This is a genomic window from Pectinatus haikarae (assembly GCF_050916305.1).
Lineage (GTDB): Bacteria > Bacillota > Negativicutes > Selenomonadales > Selenomonadaceae > Pectinatus > Pectinatus haikarae.
In genome coordinates, this window is the sequence record NZ_CP116940.1 from 2331398 (window position 1) to 2351831 (window position 20434).

General features: G+C 40.5%; 17 protein-coding genes and 1 other RNA gene. 7 read left to right on the top strand and 11 right to left on the bottom strand.

The window, feature by feature from the left end; all coding sequences use genetic code 11:
* Positions 1-20: 20 nt before the first annotated feature.
* Positions 21-1157: a HipA domain-containing protein gene (locus NXG61_RS11295; RefSeq protein WP_196603837.1), complete on the bottom strand. Its 1137-nt coding sequence runs from the start codon at positions 1155-1157 to the stop codon at positions 21-23.
* Positions 1158-1339: 182 nt separating this feature from the next.
* On the opposite strand from NXG61_RS11295, the gene NXG61_RS11300 reads away from it, so the two are divergent.
* Positions 1340-2782 (top strand): recombinase family protein, encoded by a 1443-nt coding sequence (locus NXG61_RS11300; RefSeq protein WP_307225282.1) that lies wholly within the window; start codon positions 1340-1342, stop codon positions 2780-2782.
* Between the two features lie 43 nt (positions 2783-2825).
* Here NXG61_RS11300 and ssrA read toward each other — a convergent pair.
* The 3 genes from ssrA to NXG61_RS11315 form a co-directional block, all read right to left on the bottom strand.
* Positions 2826-3176, bottom strand: a transfer-messenger RNA (tmRNA) gene (gene ssrA / locus NXG61_RS11305).
* A gap of 129 nt (positions 3177-3305) precedes the next feature.
* Positions 3306-3554 (bottom strand): PhoU domain-containing protein, encoded by a 249-nt coding sequence (locus tag NXG61_RS11310; RefSeq protein WP_307225281.1) that lies wholly within the window; start codon positions 3552-3554, stop codon positions 3306-3308.
* Between the two features lie 173 nt (positions 3555-3727).
* The gene (locus NXG61_RS11315) at positions 3728-4225 is read right to left on the bottom strand and encodes a CBS domain-containing protein (RefSeq protein ID WP_196604510.1); all 498 of its coding nucleotides are present in this window, start codon (positions 4223-4225) and stop codon (positions 3728-3730) included.
* A 385-nt stretch (positions 4226-4610) separates the two neighbouring features.
* Here NXG61_RS11315 and NXG61_RS11320 point away from each other — a divergent pair, with 385 nt between their 5' ends.
* The 6 genes from NXG61_RS11320 to NXG61_RS11345 all read left to right on the top strand — a co-directional run bounded on the left by NXG61_RS11320 (position 4611) and on the right by NXG61_RS11345 (position 12910).
* Positions 4611-7310, top strand: coding sequence for a sensor histidine kinase (locus tag NXG61_RS11320; RefSeq protein ID WP_307225280.1), 2700 nt, complete (start codon positions 4611-4613; stop codon positions 7308-7310).
* Entirely contained in the window at positions 7303-8034 is a 732-nt protein-coding gene (locus NXG61_RS11325; protein WP_307225279.1) for a response regulator, read from the top strand. Before NXG61_RS11320 ends, NXG61_RS11325 begins: the two co-directional genes overlap by 8 nt.
* A gap of 305 nt (positions 8035-8339) precedes the next feature.
* Positions 8340-8417, top strand: coding sequence for a K(+)-transporting ATPase subunit F (gene kdpF / locus NXG61_RS11330; protein ID WP_196604583.1), 78 nt, complete (start codon positions 8340-8342; stop codon positions 8415-8417).
* 19 nt (positions 8418-8436) lie between these two features.
* Positions 8437-10155 (top strand): potassium-transporting ATPase subunit KdpA, encoded by a 1719-nt coding sequence (gene kdpA, locus NXG61_RS11335; protein ID WP_307225278.1) that lies wholly within the window; start codon positions 8437-8439, stop codon positions 10153-10155.
* Between the two features lie 13 nt (positions 10156-10168).
* Positions 10169-12223 (top strand): potassium-transporting ATPase subunit KdpB, encoded by a 2055-nt coding sequence (gene kdpB / locus NXG61_RS11340; protein ID WP_307225277.1) that lies wholly within the window; start codon positions 10169-10171, stop codon positions 12221-12223.
* 48 nt (positions 12224-12271) lie between these two features.
* A complete protein-coding gene (locus NXG61_RS11345) occupies positions 12272-12910 on the top strand; it encodes a K(+)-transporting ATPase subunit C (RefSeq protein WP_307225276.1) in 639 nt (212 codons plus the stop codon).
* Between the two features lie 128 nt (positions 12911-13038).
* On the opposite strand, the gene NXG61_RS11350 is transcribed toward NXG61_RS11345, so the two are convergent.
* The 7 genes from NXG61_RS11350 to cysT are packed head-to-tail and all read right to left on the bottom strand — an operon-like array spanning position 13039 to position 20410.
* Complete coding sequence (locus NXG61_RS11350; protein ID WP_307225275.1) at positions 13039-14736, bottom strand: sulfate adenylyltransferase subunit 1; 1698 nt, start codon at positions 14734-14736, stop codon at positions 13039-13041.
* Positions 14736-15659, bottom strand: coding sequence for a sulfate adenylyltransferase subunit CysD (gene cysD / locus NXG61_RS11355; RefSeq protein ID WP_196604517.1), 924 nt, complete (start codon positions 15657-15659; stop codon positions 14736-14738). The genes NXG61_RS11350 and cysD overlap by 1 nt, the downstream gene beginning before the upstream one ends.
* Positions 15660-15690: 31 nt before the next feature.
* Positions 15691-16005, bottom strand: coding sequence for a 4Fe-4S dicluster domain-containing protein (locus NXG61_RS11360; protein ID WP_307225274.1), 315 nt, complete (start codon positions 16003-16005; stop codon positions 15691-15693).
* Positions 15986-17680, bottom strand: coding sequence for an adenylyl-sulfate reductase subunit alpha (locus NXG61_RS11365; RefSeq protein ID WP_307225273.1), 1695 nt, complete (start codon positions 17678-17680; stop codon positions 15986-15988). The genes NXG61_RS11360 and NXG61_RS11365 overlap by 20 nt, the downstream gene beginning before the upstream one ends.
* An 11-nt stretch (positions 17681-17691) precedes the next feature.
* On the bottom strand, positions 17692-18753 hold the full coding sequence (locus NXG61_RS11370) for a sulfate/molybdate ABC transporter ATP-binding protein (protein WP_307225272.1): 1062 nt from the start codon (positions 18751-18753) through the stop codon (positions 17692-17694).
* Between the two features lie 4 nt (positions 18754-18757).
* Positions 18758-19570: a sulfate ABC transporter permease subunit CysW gene (gene cysW / locus NXG61_RS11375; protein ID WP_196604521.1), complete on the bottom strand. Its 813-nt coding sequence runs from the start codon at positions 19568-19570 to the stop codon at positions 18758-18760.
* A complete protein-coding gene (cysT, locus tag NXG61_RS11380; protein WP_196604522.1) occupies positions 19571-20410 on the bottom strand; it encodes a sulfate ABC transporter permease subunit CysT in 840 nt (279 codons plus the stop codon). It abuts the gene before it with no gap.
* Positions 20411-20434 lie beyond the last annotated feature (24 nt).

Here is a 20434-nt window from a genome sequence, read left to right on the forward strand (position 1 = left end):
TTTTTAAAAAAGTAAATATATTACCGTCTAAATGAATTTGTCATTATTTTCCTTAACTGCTGTGCCTGAAAATCAATATTATATATTATACGCCTAATACGTTCATTATCAATAAGTGAATTTTTTTCAAAAACATCATGGGCAATTTCAGTAATATTTTTTTCAGTAATATCTTCTACAGATATGGTAGATTCTTCTAGTAACTTAATTTGATTTTCGTGTAAACTTCTAAATGGTTTTGCCTCCTGGCTTTTAAGTTTCATGTTTTTAGTTATATCTTTATACCATAGGCTATTACCATGATCAAATAGAGGTGCAAAGCCTATGAATTTTAATGTTTCTGCATTTCTTATAAAACCAAAATTACCATAATGTCTATCATTATTATTAATTAAATAATCGAATGCTAACATTGTGTCAATAGATTCCCTTTTACAAGGTATTTTTAACACTTTCATACAACGAAGAAAATGTTTATAATCATTTTCATTGTTGTTTTTTTTACAAGCATTCCGAATGTACAGCGCCGGAACATACTCTGTGTCATGATCTATAAATGTTTCACAAACACTATATGTTTTATCTTTCAAAACATCTAATTTATACGTAACGTGAGGGATATTTAACTTAGATAGCAATTTCGACGCAAAAACTTCATTATAGGCTTGCTGATAATAAGGAGCTGTACTTTCTTTATACAGATAGCGCTTATTATTTTTTATGGTCCAAAATTTTCTAAGTTCTCCATTAGAACTCATATCAGGAGAATATGATGATGGCATATCATCTGAAGATGAGAAACCTTGGGTATTAAATTGATTGTCAAATAAATTAACTTGTTTCCAAGTTATATCAGCTTCTTTAGGTCTATACCAATACTGATCAGATAGATTTAATCCTAAGTTTTTAAGAGATAGTGCGCTAGCAGTTTCTACATCTGCAGCTTCTAATAAAACTGATAAATCTTGTCGAGAAGTTGAAATACTTCGAGACTTTATCCAGGATTCTAATGCGTATTCTTTATCGGTTTGATATTTAACTGGTAATGGTAAATATTCTTCATTATATATTTTAATAATTTCTTTTATGCGGCCAGATATATTATTTATATTTAATTCTATTACAGGAATTTCTTTATCCATAAGTATAATTTCCATTTTATACCCCTTAAAAATTAAAATTTCTTTATTAATCAAAAATTAAAAGATATCTATAAAAGTCATTGAGTATTATATACTCGCATATTTTTCATAGGATGTCCATAATGAACATCCTATTTTATATCACTCACCTCTAATACAATCATATTTCTATTAACTTAAGGAAGGAACTATTTTTTATGAAAGTTGCAATTTACGCAAGATATTCATCCAACAATCAAAGAGAAGAATCAATCACAGCTCAATTACGTGCGGCTAAAGCATATTGCTATAATAAGGGTTATAGTATCATTAATGAATATTGTGATGAAACCTTTAGCGGTACTAATGATCACAGGCCGGCTTTTCAAAAACTTATTAAAGATGCTAAGTCATGTATGTTTTCCGCAGTCATTTTTCATAAAATTGATCGTAATGCACGTAATGAATATGATTACTACTATAATAAGGCACAATTACAAAAATATGGAGTGCATTATGAATATGTCACTCAAAACATAGATAGCAGTCCAGAAGGTCAAATGATGGAAACTGTAATGGTCGGTATGGCTGCGTATTATAGCCGTAATCTAGCTAAGGAAGCATTGAAAGGGCAGAGGGAAAACGCATATAAGGCACGCCATAATGGTGGTACTCCACCTTTAGGTTATGACGTTGGGCCAGATCTTAAATATATTGTAAATGAAAAAGAAGCGCCTATTGTGCGCTTGATCTTTAAACTTCGAGCTGCCGGATTTGGATATAATCATATCCTTACAGAATTGAATCAAAATGGCTATCGAACTAAACGCGGTATCCATTTTGGCAAAAACAGTTTATATGACATTTTGCGTAATAAAAAATATATAGGAATATATACCTTTGGACGTGTTTCAGGTGGGAAATTGCATACAAGAAACAATCATATGAATGATTCAAGCGATATGATAGAAATTCCAAACGGTATGCCAGCTATTATTTCACAGGAAATATGGAATAAAGTTCAAACCCGCATGCTTACCGACAAACATGCAACGGCTAAATTTAAAGCTAAAATTCCTTATTATTTAACAGGTAAAGTATTTTGTGCAAAATGTGGATCACGAATGACTGGAGGTACATTTATATCAACCAAAGGAACTAAATATTCTTATTATCGCTGTTGCAATAACAATAAAACAATGAATGGATGCAAAGGAATAAGAATCAAAAAAGAGTGGCTTGAAACTGCCACTTTAAATTATATAAATATTCAATTATTAAATCCTAAACTAATCCCTCTGCTTACCACTGAAGTACAAAAACGAATCAATATAATATCTTCTGGAGATAATAGAGAAAAAAAATTACTCGAACAACAACGTAACGAAATAACAGGTAAAATTAACAATCTGCTTGATTTAGCTGAAGATGGACAAACCGGAGATATAATACGCGAGAGAATTTTAGCAAATAAAACGCGCCTTAATAATATTGACATGCAAATAAACAAATTTAAAAGTTCTGATAATTTTGTGCCAACAAAAAAACAAATAATTAATTTGGTAAGATCCTTTATTGAGAAAGGTAAAAAAGTTAGTCAGTTAAGAGAAATTATAGATACCTTTCTCGAGAGCATAATAGTATCAAAAAAAATTTTATAATTAAAATACGCCTACCATACAGTAGAAATATTTGTCATACGACTGGTGGAGACGAGGAGAATCGAACTCCTGTCCGAAAACATTGCTGCACAAGTTTCTCCGAGCGCATTTTGTGTTTAATTTTCAGTCAACAAATCTACACAAACAAAGCTTCATTTTCCTATCTCGATAAAATTCCCCAACATCCTCCGAGAATTGGATACTGGGTATCTCGCAATTGTCCTCTTTTTGCTTCGCGCGAGAAAAGAAACAAAAGAGGTTAGCATTAAGCTGCTAAAGCGTAATCTTCGTTAGCTTTTATGTTTAATAAAAGTGTTCACCTTACTAACGGGTTGATGACCCCCCGGCTCGCTTCTTGTACATCATCTGCCCCCGTCGAAACCATTACGTCCCCGTTACATACTAGTACATTTATTACTATAGCATAAGATTTTTTGCTTGTCAAATAATACTGTTTTTTTAGTATAAATCATTATCTTCTATTGACCGCCTTATCGTTTCGGTAGATAACACCTGGGACATATTATAACATAATATGTTTATATTGTCCGTATACCTTGCAGTATTTGCAAGGATTTATTTCGATCACTCTAAGATCATGGGCTATTGGCTGCTGTTTGGCTATAAGTAAGATGCAGGCGTCCTCTGTTTCGATAAGCAGCTGGTCAATAATATCATCATTCTCCATTACCTGTGCTGCCAATTTTTTATCGAAATTTAAAAGAGCTTTTATTGAATTTTTAGCAGCTGTTTTTTGCCTATTTTTAAACACAAAAAACGCCCAACTACTTTACCATTTAATTGAACGGCGTCAATCTGTTGTTTAATTTCTTTATTTTACCATCTATTTTACCATCTATTTTTCCAAAAGATGGCAAGTGCAAATCATAGAAAATTACTGGAAGAAACCTACGGCCAACGCAATTTTTGATTCATGAGAAAGCATCAATCCTTTTGTTTCCCATCTTTCAATAAATCATAATGATATTTTATTACATCTTTTCTTGTTATAATTCCTATAAATTTTTCTCTGTCATCGATGACCGGAACAAAATTTTGATCCATAATACGCAGCAGAAGTTCATCCATGGTCGCATCAATTTTTACAGCAAGGTTCCATTTGCTTCGAAGTATATCTGAAATAAAATAGTTTTCCTGTGATTTCATAGCATAAGTTTCATTTACCAGGATATGCCATAAAAAATCCCCTTCGCTGACTGTTCCAACATAAGTTCCGTCTTTTTCAATGACGGGTATCGCTGAATACCCATGAAATCTCATTTTTTCAAGTCCCTGCCGCAAAGTACAATGAGCATCCAAAAGTGCCACAGATGCTTTAGGTATCAATAAATGAATGATACTTTTCCCCGTATTACATTTCAAGCTATCATTATTATCGGGATAGGAATCCCGATCTTTAAAAGAGTCTGAATCAAATGGCATACATCTGTCCCCCTGATAAATTTAAAATTTACATTAATTTTTATACGTCTGAAACATCCATTGAATTTCCATCTGTATCATACGGTATGGCATTTTTCTCCGTAAATGGAGTGATCATTCCCAATTCTTATTATAATTTCTTTTTAATAAGAATAGTATAAAAATAAAATGGGCGGCATAAATATTACATCAAAATTAACCGGCCCCGCTGCCGCAGATATAAAAAGAAGCAACTTCATTTCGGTAAGCATATATTCTAGTATTTCATCATTCTTACAGCCATCCTAATGTAATCTTAACATTATTGATAAAGCCGTAATGCTATCCTAATTCTCTTTATGCTATACTTTTATATATAATCTTTATAAAAGAAGGGCGGATCTTTATGCCGATCAAACAAGCTGATTCGGAAGCATTGCCTGGACAGCCTGACGAAGCTTTTCCGGGGAAAAAACACGGCAGATTAAAGATATACCTGGGTTATGCCGCCGGAGTCGGAAAAACCTTTACTATGCTGAAAGATGCTCATGGGATAAAAAAGGATGGCATTGATATAATCGCCGGGTACATTGAACCCCATAGCCGTCCGGAAACTATGGCACTGTCAAATGAGTTAAAAATACTGCCTACCTTGCAAATATCCTATAAAGGCGTCACATTTAGGGAATTTGATCTGGATCGCGCTCTTGAGCGAAAACCTGATATCATTCTCGTTGATGAGCTGGCTCATACCAATGCGGAGGGATGCCGCCATAAAAAAAGATATCAGGATATTGACGAATTGCTGCGGGCAGGCATTGATGTTTTTACTACGATCAATATTCAGCATATTGAAAGCTTAAATGATATTGTAGCCTCTATTACCGGTATTTCCGTTCGGGAGACCATTCCTGACAATGTCTTCGACAGTGCTGATAAGATTGAACTTATAGATATCGAACCGGATGATCTGATAGACAGACTGCAAAGAGGAAAAATTTATCATAAGGAGCAGGCAAAGCGCGCGCTTGTTAATTTTTTCAAAAAGAACAATTTGATTGCCTTGCGTGAAATTGCTCTGCGCCGCACAGCAGATCAGGTCAATCGCACAGCAATACAAAACAGCGGACCTTTGAAAGACAGCAGTACCTATGTGCGTGAACACATTTTGGTTTGTCTGTCTTCAGCGCCTTCCAATGCCAAAGTCATCCGTACTGCGGCAAGAATGTCATCCGCTTTCCACGGTATATTTACAGCATTGTTTGTGGAAACATCCGGCACACAAAAATCAGGAAATAAAAACAAGGCTGCTTTGAGAAAAAATACCAGACTGGCTGAACAGCTGGGTGCGCAGATCGCAACAGTGTACGGAGATGATATTCCCGCTCAGATTGCAGAATATGCCAAGGCAGGCCGGGTTTCAAAAATTGTCATGGGACGCTCCGGGCATCTGCAAAAATGGCTGAGAAAAACCAATTATGTGGACAGATTGACTTCTCTTGCTCCTGCGCTCGATATTTATATTATACCCGACACGCAGTCATCTTTCCGCATAAAATATCCCGGAATTGCAATGTCCATGAAAATATCATTTATTGATTCGGCTAAATCCGCCGCTGTTTTAATTTTTTGTACTTTAATAGGCTTATGGTTTGAATATCTTAGCTTCAGTAATGCAAATATCATCACAATTTATATTTTAGGTGTTCTGATCAATGCCATGATCACAAAAGGCCGTATATACAGTGTTTTATCATCGGTGTTTTGCGTACTTATATTTGATTTTCTATTTACTGAACCTGTCTTTTCTTTCCAGGCTTATAGCTCCGGCTATCCTGTCACATTCATGGTTATGCTGTCAGCCGCCTTCATCACCGGTACACTGACCAAACGTGTAAAAAATCAGGCCCGCCAAGCCGCACAAAAAGCATATCGTACAGAGGTGCTTTTGGAAACAAGTAGGAAATTGCAACAGGCAAGAGATGAAACAGATATTTTACGTGAGACTGCATTGCAAATGTTAAAATTGCTGGACAGAACAGTGATCTTTTATTCTGTTCAGGGAAATATACTTTCAAAACCATTTGTTTTTCAAAAAGATGACTCATCGGATAACCCGCAGGTTTATTTCGGAGCTGATGAGCGTGCAGCGGCCGAATGGGTTTATAAAAACAACAAAAAAGCCGGTGCCACCACCGATACTTTTACCGCTGCAAAATGTCTGTACTTTGCAGTGCACGGAGATGACACAGTTCTTGCAGTGGCGGGAATAGCCATGGACAGTAAATTCCCCTTGGAGCCTTATGAAAATAATCTGATGATTGCCATGCTCGGAGAGTGCGCAATGGTTCTTGAGAAGGAACGGCTTAATGAAAAACAAAAACAAATCTCTATGCGGATACAGCAGGAACAGCTGCGTGCCAACCTGCTTCGGACCATTTCTCACGATTTGCGTACTCCGCTTACCAGTATTTCCGGTAATGCCGGCATTCTCATGAGAAACTCTGCAGTTCTGGCTGAAAGGCAGAAAAAAGCATTATATACCGATATATATGATGATTCAGCGTGGCTGATTAAGCTTGTGGAAAATATGCTTTCCATCACCAGAATTGACAATGATATGCTGAATTTAAATATGCAGCCGGAGCTTTTGGAAGAGGTTATCGCTGAAGCTCTGCTCCATGTCAGCCGCAATAGTGCGGAGCATAATATCAAAATGATTTTGGATGATGAGCTGCTGATGGCAAAAATGGATTATCGTCTGATCATACAGGTTCTGATCAACATTATAGATAATGCCATTAAATATACACCGGCAGGATCTCACATTTTTATTTCCGCCAGACATGAAAAAGAAACAGCAGTCATAGAAGTTGCTGACGATGGCCCCGGCATACCCGATAAAGACAAAATCAATCTGTTTGACATGTTTTACACTGCCGGCAATATCCGCGGAGATGGTAGACGGGGACTGGGACTGGGGCTTTACCTCTGCAAATCCATCGTTGAAGCCCACAAAGGTGAGATTTTTGTAAAAAACAATATCCCGCAGGGTACTATATTCGGCTTTACTCTGCAGGCTGAGGAGGTGGATATGCATGAATAAACCTTTGATCCTTATTGTTGAGGATGACAGAGCCATCAGGAAACTGATATCTACAACGCTGAAAACACAGAATTATCAATACCATACAGCAGAAACAGGTGAGGGTGCTATTCTTGAAGCCGTTTCTAAAAAACCGGATATTATGATTTTGGATCTGGGACTTCCTGATATGGACGGCGTCAGTATTATCAAAAAAGTCAGGACATGGTCCAATATGCCTATTATCGTAGTCAGTGCCCGCAGCGAGGATCGGGATAAAATTGATGCGTTGGACGCCGGAGCAGATGACTATCTGACAAAACCCTTTAGCGTGGATGAATTTCTGGCAAGGCTGCGGGTCAGCCTTCGAAGGGTCCGCTATGATAATGAAAGACTGCAAAGCGATGCTTCATCCTTTATCAACGGGAATTTGAAAATTGATTATGCAGCAGGCTGCGTTTGGCTGGATAAAGAAGAAATACATTTGACTCCCATCGAGTATAAACTTATATGTTTGTTAGCCAAAAATATCGGAAAAGTACTGACACACAATTTCATTATAAATGAAATTTGGGGTAATTATGCCAATGATATTCCTGCCCTGCGTGTTTTCATGGCAACTTTGAGAAAAAAGATAGAAAAAGTACCATCCCGGCAGCCGAAGTATATTCAAACGCATATCGGTGTAGGGTACCGGATGCTGCGAGTTGGTGATGCCAACAGCCTTTCTGATTTCAATTCCTGAATTTCAGAATAAAATAGCTTGTTTTAAGGATGCTGACCTATGTCTCAAAAGGACAAAGGTCAGTATTTTTTTTGTCTAAATATATTGTAAAGGACAATCTTTATGTAATTTTAATCAGTCCACGAAAACCCTAACACTAAATCAACGTAAGAACTGGTAAACTAAGTAAACAATAAAGTAAAAGGAGGGTTTAAGTATGGATATTTTAATGGTCGGTATACTGGTAATCTGCTTTTTTTTGATCAAAATCTTTGCCGATTGGTGCGAACAGCAGGTCAGTAAATTATAAAGGAGACGGATAAAAAATGATAATTCTTGGAATTCTGATCGCAGGACTGGCTGTATACCTGTTTTATGCTTTGATCAATCCCGAAAAATTTTAGCAGGAAGGCGGAACGAAAAATGTTGCAGATACTCATATTTTTAGCAGTTTTTGTTGTTATTATTTTCCCGATGGGGAAATATATGTATCACATCACTGCCAGTCAGCATACTTTTGCCGATCCGATTTTTGACAGAGTGGATAACGTGATTTATCGGTTATGCAGTATCGACAGAAAAGGTATGCAATGGAAGCAGTATGCCATGGCCATGCTGACAACAAATGCAATCATGGTGTTGATCGGTTATCTGATTTTAAGAATACAAACCGTTCCTTTTTTCAACCCCAACAGCATTGGCGGCATGGAACCAGTTCTGTCGTTTAATACAGTAATCAGCTTTATTACAAATACTGATCTTCAGCATTATTCCGGAGAATCGGGACTTTCATATCTGAGTCAGATGCTGGTCATTACCTTCATGATGTTTACTTCCTCGGCTACCGGATTTTCTGTTGCCGCAGCCGTTATACGAGGCTTTGCCGCCAAAACAAAAACCGTGGGTAATTTTTATGCCGATATTATTCGCATCACTACACGTGTTTTTCTGCCGCTCTCTCTTGCAATTGGTTTGCTGCTGGTATCCCAGGGTGTTGTACAGAATCTGTCGCCCAATACAACTGTACAGACGATCGAAGGAAAATATCAGGACCTTTCAATGGGGCCTGTCGCTGCACTGGAGTCCATCAAGCATTTAGGAACCAACGGCGGCGGTTTTTTCGGTGCAAATTCAACGGCGCCTTTTGAAAATCCAAATGTATTGACAAATATGATAGAAATGCTTTCCATGATGATCCTGCCGGGAAGTGTCGTTGTAATGTTCGGTTTAATGGTCCGCAGCCGCGGAAAAAGCAGTGAAAAAGACATGGAAAGAAAGAGGCTGTTCAGCAGAGAGGCTAAGCCTGTTTTTGCGGTTATGTTCTTCCTCCTTGTCATAGGGATTGCCGTCAGTTTTTGGGCCGAACAGGCAGGCAACCCGGCATTACAGCAGGTGGGGCTAAATCAGAGCATGGGCAGCATGGAAGGCAAAGAAATGCGTTTTGGCATTGCCCAATCTGCCCTTTTTACTACTGTGACTACCGCTTTTACTACAGGCAGCGTAAACAATATGCATGATACCCTGACGCCGATCGGCGGTATGGTAGCCTTGGTAAATATGATGCTTAATCTTGTGTTCGGCGGCAAAGGCGTAGGTCTGATAAATATGCTGATGTATGTAATTTTAACAGTATTCATCTGCGGGCTTATGGTCGGACGCACACCGGAATATCTGGCAAAAAAAATTGAGGGTCGGGAAATGAAGCTGACAGCTCTTGCTATCATTATCCATCCACTGCTGATTCTTTCCTTTTCTGCATTGGCCATAGCTCTGCCAGCCGGTCTGGCGGGTATCAGCAATCCCGGTCCCCATGGATTTACCCAGGTGCTGTATGAATTTTCTTCGGCGTCTGCCAACAACGGTTCAGGCTTTGAGGGCCTTGGTGACAATACCTATTTCTGGAATATTACAACAGGATTGGCTATGTTTTTCGGACGCTATCTGTCCATGATTATTATGCTGGCCGTCGCAGGCTCGCTGATGCTTAAGCGGCCTGTCAGTGAATCCATAGGTACTTTAAAGACTGATACCGGAACATTCACCATAGTTTTATTTATGGTCATTATCATCATTGCTGCATTGACATTTTTTCCGGCATTGATACTTGGCCCGATTACCGAGCATATGGTCTTGTGGAATTGAGGAGGATACTTTTATGAATAAAAAAACTAAAACAAATTTTATTACCGGAGATATTCTAAAAGCCTCTATTCTTGGGGCGTTTAAAAAACTGAATCCTCTATATATGATAAAAAATCCTGTCATGTTTGTAGTGGAATCAGGATTTATTATCACTCTGCTGCTTGGTTTTGTTCCCGATTTATTCGGCGATGAGGGAGCTGATCTTTATCTGTATAATTTTACTGTATCGGCCATTCTTTTGATTACAGTGCTGTTCGCCAATTTTGCAGAAGCAGTAGCTGAAGGGCGGGGAAAAGCACAGGCGCAAAGCCTGAAAAAAACACAGAAAGATATGCATGCCCGTATCCTGAAAGATAACGGAGAAGATGAAATCATAAGTGCCGATGGATTGAAAAAAGATGATATCGTTCTCGTGAAGTCAGGAGAACTCATCCCCAATGACGGCGAAGTGATCGAAGGGATTGCCTCGGTGGATGAATCTGCCATAACGGGAGAATCAGCTCCTGTGGTAAAGGAAAGCGGCGGTGATTTTGCCTCTGTCACAGGCGGAACAACAGTTGGCAGTGATTGGCTTAAAATACGGATCACATCTGATCCGGGGGAATCATTTCTTGATAAAATGATTTCTCTGGTAGAAGGGGCATCCCGCCAAAAGACACCAAACGAGATAGCCCTGAATACCCTGCTGGTCAGTCTGACTATTATTTTTTTAATCGTTATCGTCAGTCTCAACCCTATTGCTCTTTACAGCGGCGTACATCTGCAAATCTCCACGCTGATCGCCCTGATCGTTTGCCTGATTCCCACAACCATCGGCGGATTGCTTTCGGCTATCGGAATTGCCGGTATGGACCGTGTTACACGTTTTAATGTTATAGCTATGTCGGGTAAAGCCGTAGAAGTTTGCGGAGACGTGGATACCATGATTCTTGATAAGACCGGCACTATTACTTACGGTAACCGCATGGCCGCAAAATTTATTCCTGTGGGGAATGCAAGTGAAGAAGAGCTTATTCGCTATTCTGTCATCAGCTCTTTAAGAGACGATACTCCTGAAGGGAAATCAATCGTAAGTCTGGGAGAAAGCCTGAGCGGAAAACGGCAACAGGAAATTCCCGGTATGAAATCAGTAGAGTTTACCGCCCAGACGCGCATGAGCGGTATCGACCTGCCTGACAGCATAAAAATACGCAAAGGAGCCTCCGATGCAATTCAGAAATATGTACGGGAACTTGGGAGTGTCATACCAACTGATCTGGAGGGCAGCGTCAATGAAGTTGCCAGACTCGGCGGTACGCCGCTTGTCGTATGTCTAAAGGAACAGATTCTGGGTGTCATCTACTTGAAAGATACCATCAAGCAAGGTCTGACAGAACGTTTTGCCAGACTCAGAGCCATTGGGATAAAAACTATCATGTGTACAGGCGACAATCCCCTGACCGCAGCAACCATCGCACAGGAAGCCGGCGTAGACAGCTTTATAGCTGAATGCAGACCGGAAGATAAAATTGCCGCTATCAAGGCAGAACAGGCAGAAGGCAAAATTGTTGCCATGACAGGAGACGGCACAAATGACGCACCTGCTCTTGCACAGGCCAATGTTGGTATTGCAATGAACAGCGGCACTGCTGCCGCAAAAGAAGCTGCAAATATGGTAGACCTTGACTCCGATCCCACCAAGATTCTGGATGTAGTTGAGATCGGCAAGCAGCTCCTTATCACGAGGGGGGCATTGACAACTTTCAGCATTGCAAACGACGTTGCCAAGTATTTTGCTATTATCCCCGCAATGTTTATGGCGGTTATACCACAAATGCAGATACTGAATATCATGGTATTATCCACTCCTTACAGTGCCATTCTCTCTGCTTTGATTTTTAATGCCATAATTATTCCGATACTGATTCCTCTGGCTATGAGAGGTGTAGAGTACAGACCAATGAGTGCAGAAAAAATGCTGACCCGCAATATGCTGATTTATGGTCTTGGCGGTATTATTGCACCATTTGCAGGTATTAAAATAATTGACTTGATCATAACTCCGCTGCTTACTGCCGCAGGATTATAATTACGTACTTGCTCTGCCGCTTTTGAATTAAAAACAGGAGGCTAAATAATGAGTGCATTTTTAAAAGAAATAAAAACTCAATTCATGATAACAATAGTGCTGCTTTTGTTATGCGGTCTGGTCTATCCTTTGCTGCTCACTGGAATCAGCCAGCTTTTTTTCCCGAGTCAGGCAAATGGCAGCCTGATTGTCGAAAATGGCCATGCTGTCGGTTCTGAGCTTATAGGACAGGATTTTTCAGATCCCCGGTTCATGAAAAATCGTCCTTCCGCCGTGAATTACAATACCTATACACAGGAGGAAAAAGACGGCGGTGATTACACAGGAGTCAGTTCAGGCTCCAAAAATTTTGCTCCGACCAATCCTGATCTCACCGAACGTGTGACAGCAGATATTATGAAATTTACGGCAGTCAATCCGACTATAAACAAAGAGGATATTCCCGCGGATCTGCTGACATCATCCGGTTCAGGCCTTGATCCGCATATCAGTCCGAAATCAGCTGCCATTCAGATACCGGCTTTAGTCCGATCGACCGGTTTATCCCGGGAAATATTGGAAAACATAGTCAAAAAAAACACTCAAAATAAATTATTGGGCATTTTCGGAGAAGAAACAGTCAACGTATTAAAAGTAAATCTGGAAATAGCTAAGGTTCTGAGGCTGTCCGGGCAGCATGCTGATTAAAACACGGTCATTTTTTACGGATAATATTGTATTATAAAATACAGAAACCGGATATCTGATTAAAGATGTCCGGTTTCTGTTTATTTCTGTCTATTTTTCTTTATTTGCCAGTATATATTTCTATTACGCTATATCATCCAAAAATTGTCATTGAATAATATATGGCGCCATTTTGTACAATCGAGCCACTTATTCCAAAAAGCAGCCTGATTTTTACCATCCGCATATTCTGCCCGGAATTTATCAAGTTCAGCCTGATCATTAACATTAATAGCAAAGCCGCGGGAGTCAATAAGCGGTGCGTTATACTGCACATCAAAACTATACTGTGCAAATGGCACAAAGTCTATTATTTTCCCGTTTCGTACACGGATAACTGCTTTTTCCGCAAAAGCAACAATATCTGTTTCTTTTGGATAGTTATAGGTTCTTCCCTTCAAGGGCAGTACATCGCCTATAGTGAATGTTTTATAATCTTTCTGAGCAGTATCTATTTTCATATCGCCCATATTATAATAATATTCATCAAAAAGAGTTGCCGATATTTTTGTATTGCCGCTGACAAAACTATAATCATCGTCAGTAACCTGCCGCGCTTTCCGGATAACACCGCATGCCGAGGTCATATTGCTCAGCCTGTCCACTAATATAAAACTGCCCAATACCGGATATGCAGTGAATTCAGCTGCGGTGATTCTGTCAGACAATGCGATCGTACAACTGGCAAGTTCATTTTTATGAAGAACAGAAGCAGTCAGCTCATTGCCCGTATTGACATCAGTTTTATAGTTTATTTCCTTTATCACGGCTATAGTGCTGCCAGCGCCAAGCTGGAATATATATTCGTGATCAAGGAGCAGCGGTTCATCATCCATCCAAAGGATATCAGATGTTATTGATTTTGTTATAACTGCTTTTATATCTTTAGTGATGACACAGCCGCGTGATACATCAATTTCTTTAGACAACTCTATTGTCAACGCTTGACCGGCAGCAGCATTATCTGTTTTTGCACCGGCAGTATGAATACTTTTCACATCAGCCGTTTCACCGCTTGGCAAAACAGTCACCGTATCGCCAGTATAAAGCTGCCCGCCTTCACACTGCCCCTGAAAACCGCGAAAGGTTCTGTCCGGTCGGCATACTCTCTGTACAGGCATATAAAAACCGCTGTCCTCAATGTTGTCTTCTGCATCTACATTTTCCAGTGCAGGAAGCAGGGCATCGCCTTTATACCACGGCATATTCAATGATTTTACAGTTACATTGTCACCCTCGGTTGCAGATAACGGTATTATATCAACATTTTCCAAACCGATCTGCCCGACTAACTCATTTATCTGCGCTGTTATTTCCTGAAAACGCTTTTCGCTGTAATCAATAATATCCATTTTGTTGACAGCAAAAATAAAATGTTTTATTCCCATGAGATGACAAATGCGTGCATGACGTCTTGTTTGTACAAGAACACCTTTAGCAGCATCTGTTAAAATAACGGCAAGATCGGCGAATGACGCCCCTACCGCCATGTTTCTCGTATATTCTTCATGTCCCGGAGTATCCGCTACTATAAAGCTTCTTTTTTCGGTAGTAAAATATCTGTAAGCCACATCAATAGTTATACCTTGTTCATGTTCAGCCATAAGTCCGTCCAAAAGCAGAGAATAATCCAATTTGCCGCCGCGGCTGCCAGCCTTGCTTTCAAGCTCCAGTGCTTTTTCCTGATCCGCATACAAAAGCTTGGAATCATATAATATATGGCCGATAAGTGTCGATTTGCCGTCATCAACACTGCCGCAGGTTATAAACTTCAATAGTCCGCTCATTAAAAATACCCCTCTCTCTTGCGCCGTTCCATGCTGCCAATTGAATCTTTATCTATAGCGCGGCTGGCTCTTTCGGAAGTGACTGCCTGCAAAGTTTCGGCAATTATTTTATCAAGAGTGTCTGCCTCAGAAGCAAAACCGCCGGTGAGCGGATAACAGCCGAGTGTGCGGAAGCGGACTTTCTCATTAATTATTTTTTCATCTGGGCGAAGCTTCAGCCTGTCATCATCAACCATGATGATCATGCCGTCCCGTTTTATGACAGGACGTACCTTTGCAAAATAGAGAGGAACTATTTCTATATTTTCCCGTTTTATGTACTGCCAGATATCCTTTTCTGTCCAATTGGAAATTGGAAAGACCCGCATGCTTTCCCCTTTTTTTATACGGGGATTGTACAGTTTCCACATTTCAGGTCTTTGGTTTTTCGGATCCCAGACCTGCGCCTCATTGCGGAAGGAAAATATTCGTTCCTTAGCCCGTGATTTTTCTTCATCTCGTCGTCCGCCGCCAAAGGCCGCCGTAAATTGATATTTTTTCAGAGCCTGTTTTAAAGCCTGTGTTTTCATTATATCAGTATAGGATGAACCGTGGTCAAATGGATTTATGCCGCGGGCGACACCATCCTTATTGGTATATTTAAGCATTGTTATGCCGTGTTCTTTGGCAACTCTATCACGAAAAGCAATCATATCGTGAAATTTCCAGGTTGTATCTATATGTAAAAAAGGAAAAGGCGGTTTTTCAGGATAAAAAGCCTTTAAGGCCAAATGCAGCATTACAGAGCTGTCCTTGCCTATAGAATAAAGCATCACCGGTTTTTCACAAACAGCAGCAACTTCACGTATAATATAAATTGCCTCTGCCTCAAGCTTATCCAAATGTGAAAGCATAAAAATCCTCCCTGTCGTGATCGAATTCATAATAAACCCGTCAACTATTTTTTTACGTAACTCAGTATTTATTTGCAGCCCTGCTGTCTGTTTCCAAAACGACAGGTATGCCGTCAGCTTTGGTGATGATCCATTGCGTTATACTGCCCGTTTTTTTTGCATGCATTACTGCACCGCGCCCGCCCATATCCGGTCCAAGAAAAAAACTGACCGCACCTGTCGGGCATTCCTTTAAGCAGGATGCGCAGCCCCAGCAGTCACGCGGATAAATCATAATCGCCTTATGCTGTTCAGTGAGCTCAATAAGTGTTCCCGGGCATATTTCACTGCAGCGCCCGCAGCCAATGCACAAATCATTATTGATAGTTATGCTCATAGCGCACCCCTCTTTTTACGATTGGCCGATGAATGATCTTTATCTCTCCATCTTCTATACGGGAATTGATATACTCTTTAAAAACATCATCCTTATCCGGATAATCGGCATTTTCCGCAAAACTATGCCAGCGTGTCTCCTTACGAGCTTTCAGGTGCTCTATAAGGAAACGGCAGATATATAATCTGTCCTTAAGCTCGTGTATAAAGGTAAGCTCGTGCATGCTGCGGGCAGGAAGCTCATCCGTCAGCAGGCATAATTTGTCTATTTCTTTCCCTGCTATACTCAGACCGGCTTCATTATATTTATAGCCTGTTTTGATGCCGCCGGCATAATCGTCCATAATTTTTTGCATGGCTTCTTCCAAATCCTGGACGCAGAACTCTTTATCCGCAGCATTAAGAAAATGTTCTTCCTGCTGCTTATATTGTTCTCCGTATTTATGATAGTCAATTTCTGTTTTATTATCGGCTGCCGATGAAAGATATTCCATAATTCCCATTGCTGCGATATCGGCCTCAGCCATAGCACCCGTCACATATTTCTGCGGACAGCCGCCCGCTGTGTCACCAGCAGCGAAAAGACCTCTTATTGTTGTGTGACGATCTGTCGATATCCAGAAACCGGCAGCAGCATGTCCGCCAACAATATAAGGCTCTGTTCCTTCTATCTCGACATTTCTTTCCTGAGGCGACCCCTGCTCGATCCATTTTAAGGTTTGTGAGGGAGCCATATTTAAATACGCTTTTTTCAGATCCAATTCCTGTTCATCGCTGATACCGACAGTTTTCAGGAAGCAGGGACCTTTTCCCGCAGCATTTTCTACCACTGTGCCATAGAGTCGATTCGGCGTGGATATACCATATTTTGTTTCATATACTTCGCCGTAAGAATTTATCTGCTTTGCTCCTACGCCTTGAGCTATAGTGCCTGTCGGCGCGATCGTATCCTTGCAGCGCAGGGCGATAAACCGCATTTCAAGTGTAGTCATTTCCGCTCCGTTACGCATACCCGCAGCCATGCCGGCGCCGGTATTAAAAGGCGGATACCACATTTTATGCCGGGAAAAACCGGGATTGTTTGGTCTGTATAAGCCGGCTGCTCCGCCTGTAGCGCATAATACGGCGGAAGCTTTTATTATATATAGAATTGGTTTATGGACATCGACAGCCGCCGCACCATAAATTCTATTGCCCACCACTATAAAATCTATAACATTTACATGATTATAAACTTTGATATTAGACCGTTCATATACGGCAGCAGCCAAAATGGGCTTTATATTTTCGCCGTTGATTTTTATGTTGCGTGTACCGCGTTCAGCATAGCTGCCATCAGCGTTTTTTAAAATCACCAGTCCCAATTTTTCCAGATCTGCAGCACATTCATTGAGTCTTTCCGACATAGTCAGGAGAAGATCGCCTCTGGCAATACCCTCAGCATCACGCTCAGCGTAATCAACATAAAAATCCGGAGTCCGCCCTTTTGTTATATAAGCATTGAGAGCATTGACTCCGGCGGCAAGGCAGCCGCTGCGCTTGATATTCGCCTTTTCGACGATCATAATATTCTTCGTTGCTTTTTCAGCGAGCTTCAGCGCGGCATAACAACCCGCTGTCCCTCCGCCGGCAATCAAAATATCCGTACTGAGATATTTTATCTCTAAATTTTCCATTGTGCCCGTCCTTAAATTATTACCGAATTATCTGCGATGAGTGCCTCGTTTTCTATTTCCCTGATATTGCCCCCATCTATCAAATACATTTTTTTCACAAGCACACCCACTTTTTCCTGGGGAATCAAAAGCTCTCTGTCCGTAGGCCATACAGCCTTCAATTCTATACCATGCAAGATGACAACTATCTCAAGATGAGAGCCGCGGAAGGTAACTGTTTTTACAACACCCGGTTCGGCAGTATAAGAATTTTGGTATTGTTCATTTTCCTTGAAAATAGAAATAAACTCAGGACGGATGACAGCCGTAGAAAATCCTTCCTGGCGGTAAAATCCTTTTAATTTGTCGTAATTATTTATCAGAGAATTTTCCCCGATAAATTGCGCTACAAACGGTGTGACCGGTTTTTTATAAACAGCCAGAGGAGAACCGCTCTGTTCAACACGCCCCTTATTGATAATCAGGATTTCATCAGCCACTTCACTGGCCTCGTCCTGATCATGCGTGACGAAAATACTGGTTATATTCAATTTTTTTATGGTATCCTTCAGCCATTGCCGAAGTTCTTTGCGTATTTTTGCATCTATTGCCGCAAACGGTTCATCAAGCAGGAGTACCTTTGGTTCAGGAGCTATGGCGCGGGCAAAAGCCACACGCTGTTTCTGTCCGCCGGAAAGCTGAGCGGGATACCTATTTTCTAGACCCTTTAATCCAATAAGTTCTGTAAGTTCCCCCACTCTTTTCTTAATTCTGTCGGCAGAAATTTTTTTTATTTTCATGCCAAAAGCAATATTATCAAAAACCGTCATATATCTGAAAAGTGCATAATTCTGAAAAACAAAACCTATGCCGCGTTTTGCGGGAGTAATATCATTGACACGCTGCCCATCAATAATAATATCACCGCTGTCAGGTGTTTCCAATCCCGCGAGAATGCGCAGAATAGTCGTTTTTCCACTGCCCGACGGGCCCAAAAATGCAGAAAGAGAGCCAGCCGGCAGAGCAAAACTCACATCGTCTGAAGCCTTATATGTACCAAAACTCTTATTGATATTCTTCAATTCTATATACATTATACTACTCCTTTGCACTGTGCCATTTATATTCGACAATATTTTTCAAAATCAGCAATACCAGCGCAAGCAGTACAAGGATTGTAGAAACAGCAAAGGCATCCGCCATTTTAAAATCATTATACAGTATTTCCACCAGCAAAGGCAATGTATCCGTTTTTCCTCTTAAGTGACCTGATATTACCGACACAGCGCCAAATTCTCCCATTGCCCGTGCTGTACAAAGTATGATGCCATATAACAGGGCCCATTTGATATGAGGAAAAGTTATTTTGCGGAAAATAGTAAAACCGCCCGCGCCCATCAAAGCTGCCGCTTCCTCTTCCTCAGTACCGCGTGCATGTAATACCGGCATTACTGTTCTGGCTATGAAAGGCAGTGTAACAAAGATAGTTACTAAAACAATGCCTGTCACAGCAAAAACTATTTTCAGATGAAAATAGTTCAGGATCGGCTGGGCCCAGCCGATCCTGCCAAAAGTCAGCGAAAAAATAAGACCAGCGATGACGGGTGATATGGCGAAAGGAATATCGATAATTGTAGTCAGAATTTTACTGCGCTTATAATGAAAACGTGTTAAAGCCCACGCGGCAAACAGACCAAAAACCGTATTGCAGACAACTGCCGCAAAAGTAGCAAAAAGCGTCAGCTGCAAAGCATGCAGAGTAAAGCTGTCACTGAGCACATTCGCGTAGGCAGAAAATCCATTCTTGAAAGCTTCACTGAGTATAACGGCAAGCGGCATAATAAGCATGACGAAAACAAAAATGCTGCTGAGAGCTATCAAAAAATATTTGACGGGTGATTTCTTCCCCATTTATTTTGTACCTCCCTGCACAATTCGCTGCTGATATACCTGCAATGAATTTATAGCAAACATAATCAAGAAAGAAAACAGAAGCATGATAATAGCTATAGAAGTCGCTTCAGCATAATTGAACTGCTGGAGCTTTACCATTATGAGCAGCGGTACTATTTCACTCTTATAGGGCATGTTGCCTGCTATGAAAATTACGCTGCCGTATTCACCGATAGCTCGGGCAAAGGCAAGTCCGCCGCCGAGCAGCAAAGATGGTACGAGCTCTGGCAGAATGATCTGTCGGAATATCATAAACCTGCTGGCTCCGAGGGTATAGGCTGCTTCTTCAAACACAGGATCCATATTTTTTAATACAGGTTCAACGGTGCGTACTACAAACGGTATTGTAACAAAAATCAACGCTATAGTTATACCAATTTGCGAATAAGCTATCTTGATACCAAAAGGATCGAAAATCTGTCCTATAAAACCGGTAGGAGAATAAAGAGAAGCCAGAGATATACCCGCAACAGCTGTAGGAATAGCAAAAGGCAATTCGATAAGACCGTCGATAATCCCCTTGCCGGGGAACTCGTAACGAACCAATACCCATGCCAGCATGGTGCCAAAAAGACAGTTAACTGCTGCTGCTATAAAAGAGCAGAAAAAGCTTACCTTATATCCTGCCATAATACGACTGTCCAAGACCGTGTCCAAAAATCCCTGCCATGTTATACCGCTTGTAACCACTGCTATAGATATCAGAGGCAGCAGAATAATGAAACTGATATAAAAGATAGTTATTCCCATGGATAAATTAAATCCGGGTATAATACTGTTCGACTTTATTCTGCTCATTGCCTGCCCCCGCTTTTTCGATAT

Bases quoted from the DNA above. Each gene is read 5' to 3' on its own strand.
- NXG61_RS11295 (WP_196603837.1), bottom strand. From the start codon at position 1,157: ATGGAAATTATACTTATGGATAAAGAAATTCCTGTAATAGAATTAAAT.
- NXG61_RS11300 (WP_307225282.1), top strand. From the start codon at position 1,340: ATGAAAGTTGCAATTTACGCAAGATATTCATCCAACAATCAAAGAGAA.
- NXG61_RS11315 (WP_196604510.1), bottom strand. From the start codon at position 4,225: ATGCCATTTGATTCAGACTCTTTTAAAGATCGGGATTCCTATCCCGAT.
- NXG61_RS11320 (WP_307225280.1), top strand. From the start codon at position 4,611: ATGCCGATCAAACAAGCTGATTCGGAAGCATTGCCTGGACAGCCTGAC.
- NXG61_RS11325 (WP_307225279.1), top strand. From the start codon at position 7,303: ATGAATAAACCTTTGATCCTTATTGTTGAGGATGACAGAGCCATCAGG.
- kdpF (WP_196604583.1), top strand. From the start codon at position 8,340: ATGATAATTCTTGGAATTCTGATCGCAGGACTGGCTGTATACCTGTTT.
- kdpA (WP_307225278.1), top strand. From the start codon at position 8,437: ATGTTGCAGATACTCATATTTTTAGCAGTTTTTGTTGTTATTATTTTC.
- kdpB (WP_307225277.1), top strand. From the start codon at position 10,169: ATGAATAAAAAAACTAAAACAAATTTTATTACCGGAGATATTCTAAAA.
- NXG61_RS11345 (WP_307225276.1), top strand. From the start codon at position 12,272: ATGAGTGCATTTTTAAAAGAAATAAAAACTCAATTCATGATAACAATA.
- NXG61_RS11350 (WP_307225275.1), bottom strand. From the start codon at position 14,736: ATGAGCGGACTATTGAAGTTTATAACCTGCGGCAGTGTTGATGACGGC.
- cysD (WP_196604517.1), bottom strand. From the start codon at position 15,659: ATGAATTCGATCACGACAGGGAGGATTTTTATGCTTTCACATTTGGAT.
- NXG61_RS11360 (WP_307225274.1), bottom strand. From the start codon at position 16,005: ATGAGCATAACTATCAATAATGATTTGTGCATTGGCTGCGGGCGCTGC.
- NXG61_RS11365 (WP_307225273.1), bottom strand. From the start codon at position 17,680: ATGGAAAATTTAGAGATAAAATATCTCAGTACGGATATTTTGATTGCC.
- NXG61_RS11370 (WP_307225272.1), bottom strand. From the start codon at position 18,753: ATGTATATAGAATTGAAGAATATCAATAAGAGTTTTGGTACATATAAG.
- cysW (WP_196604521.1), bottom strand. From the start codon at position 19,570: ATGGGGAAGAAATCACCCGTCAAATATTTTTTGATAGCTCTCAGCAGC.
- cysT (WP_196604522.1), bottom strand. From the start codon at position 20,410: ATGAGCAGAATAAAGTCGAACAGTATTATACCCGGATTTAATTTATCC.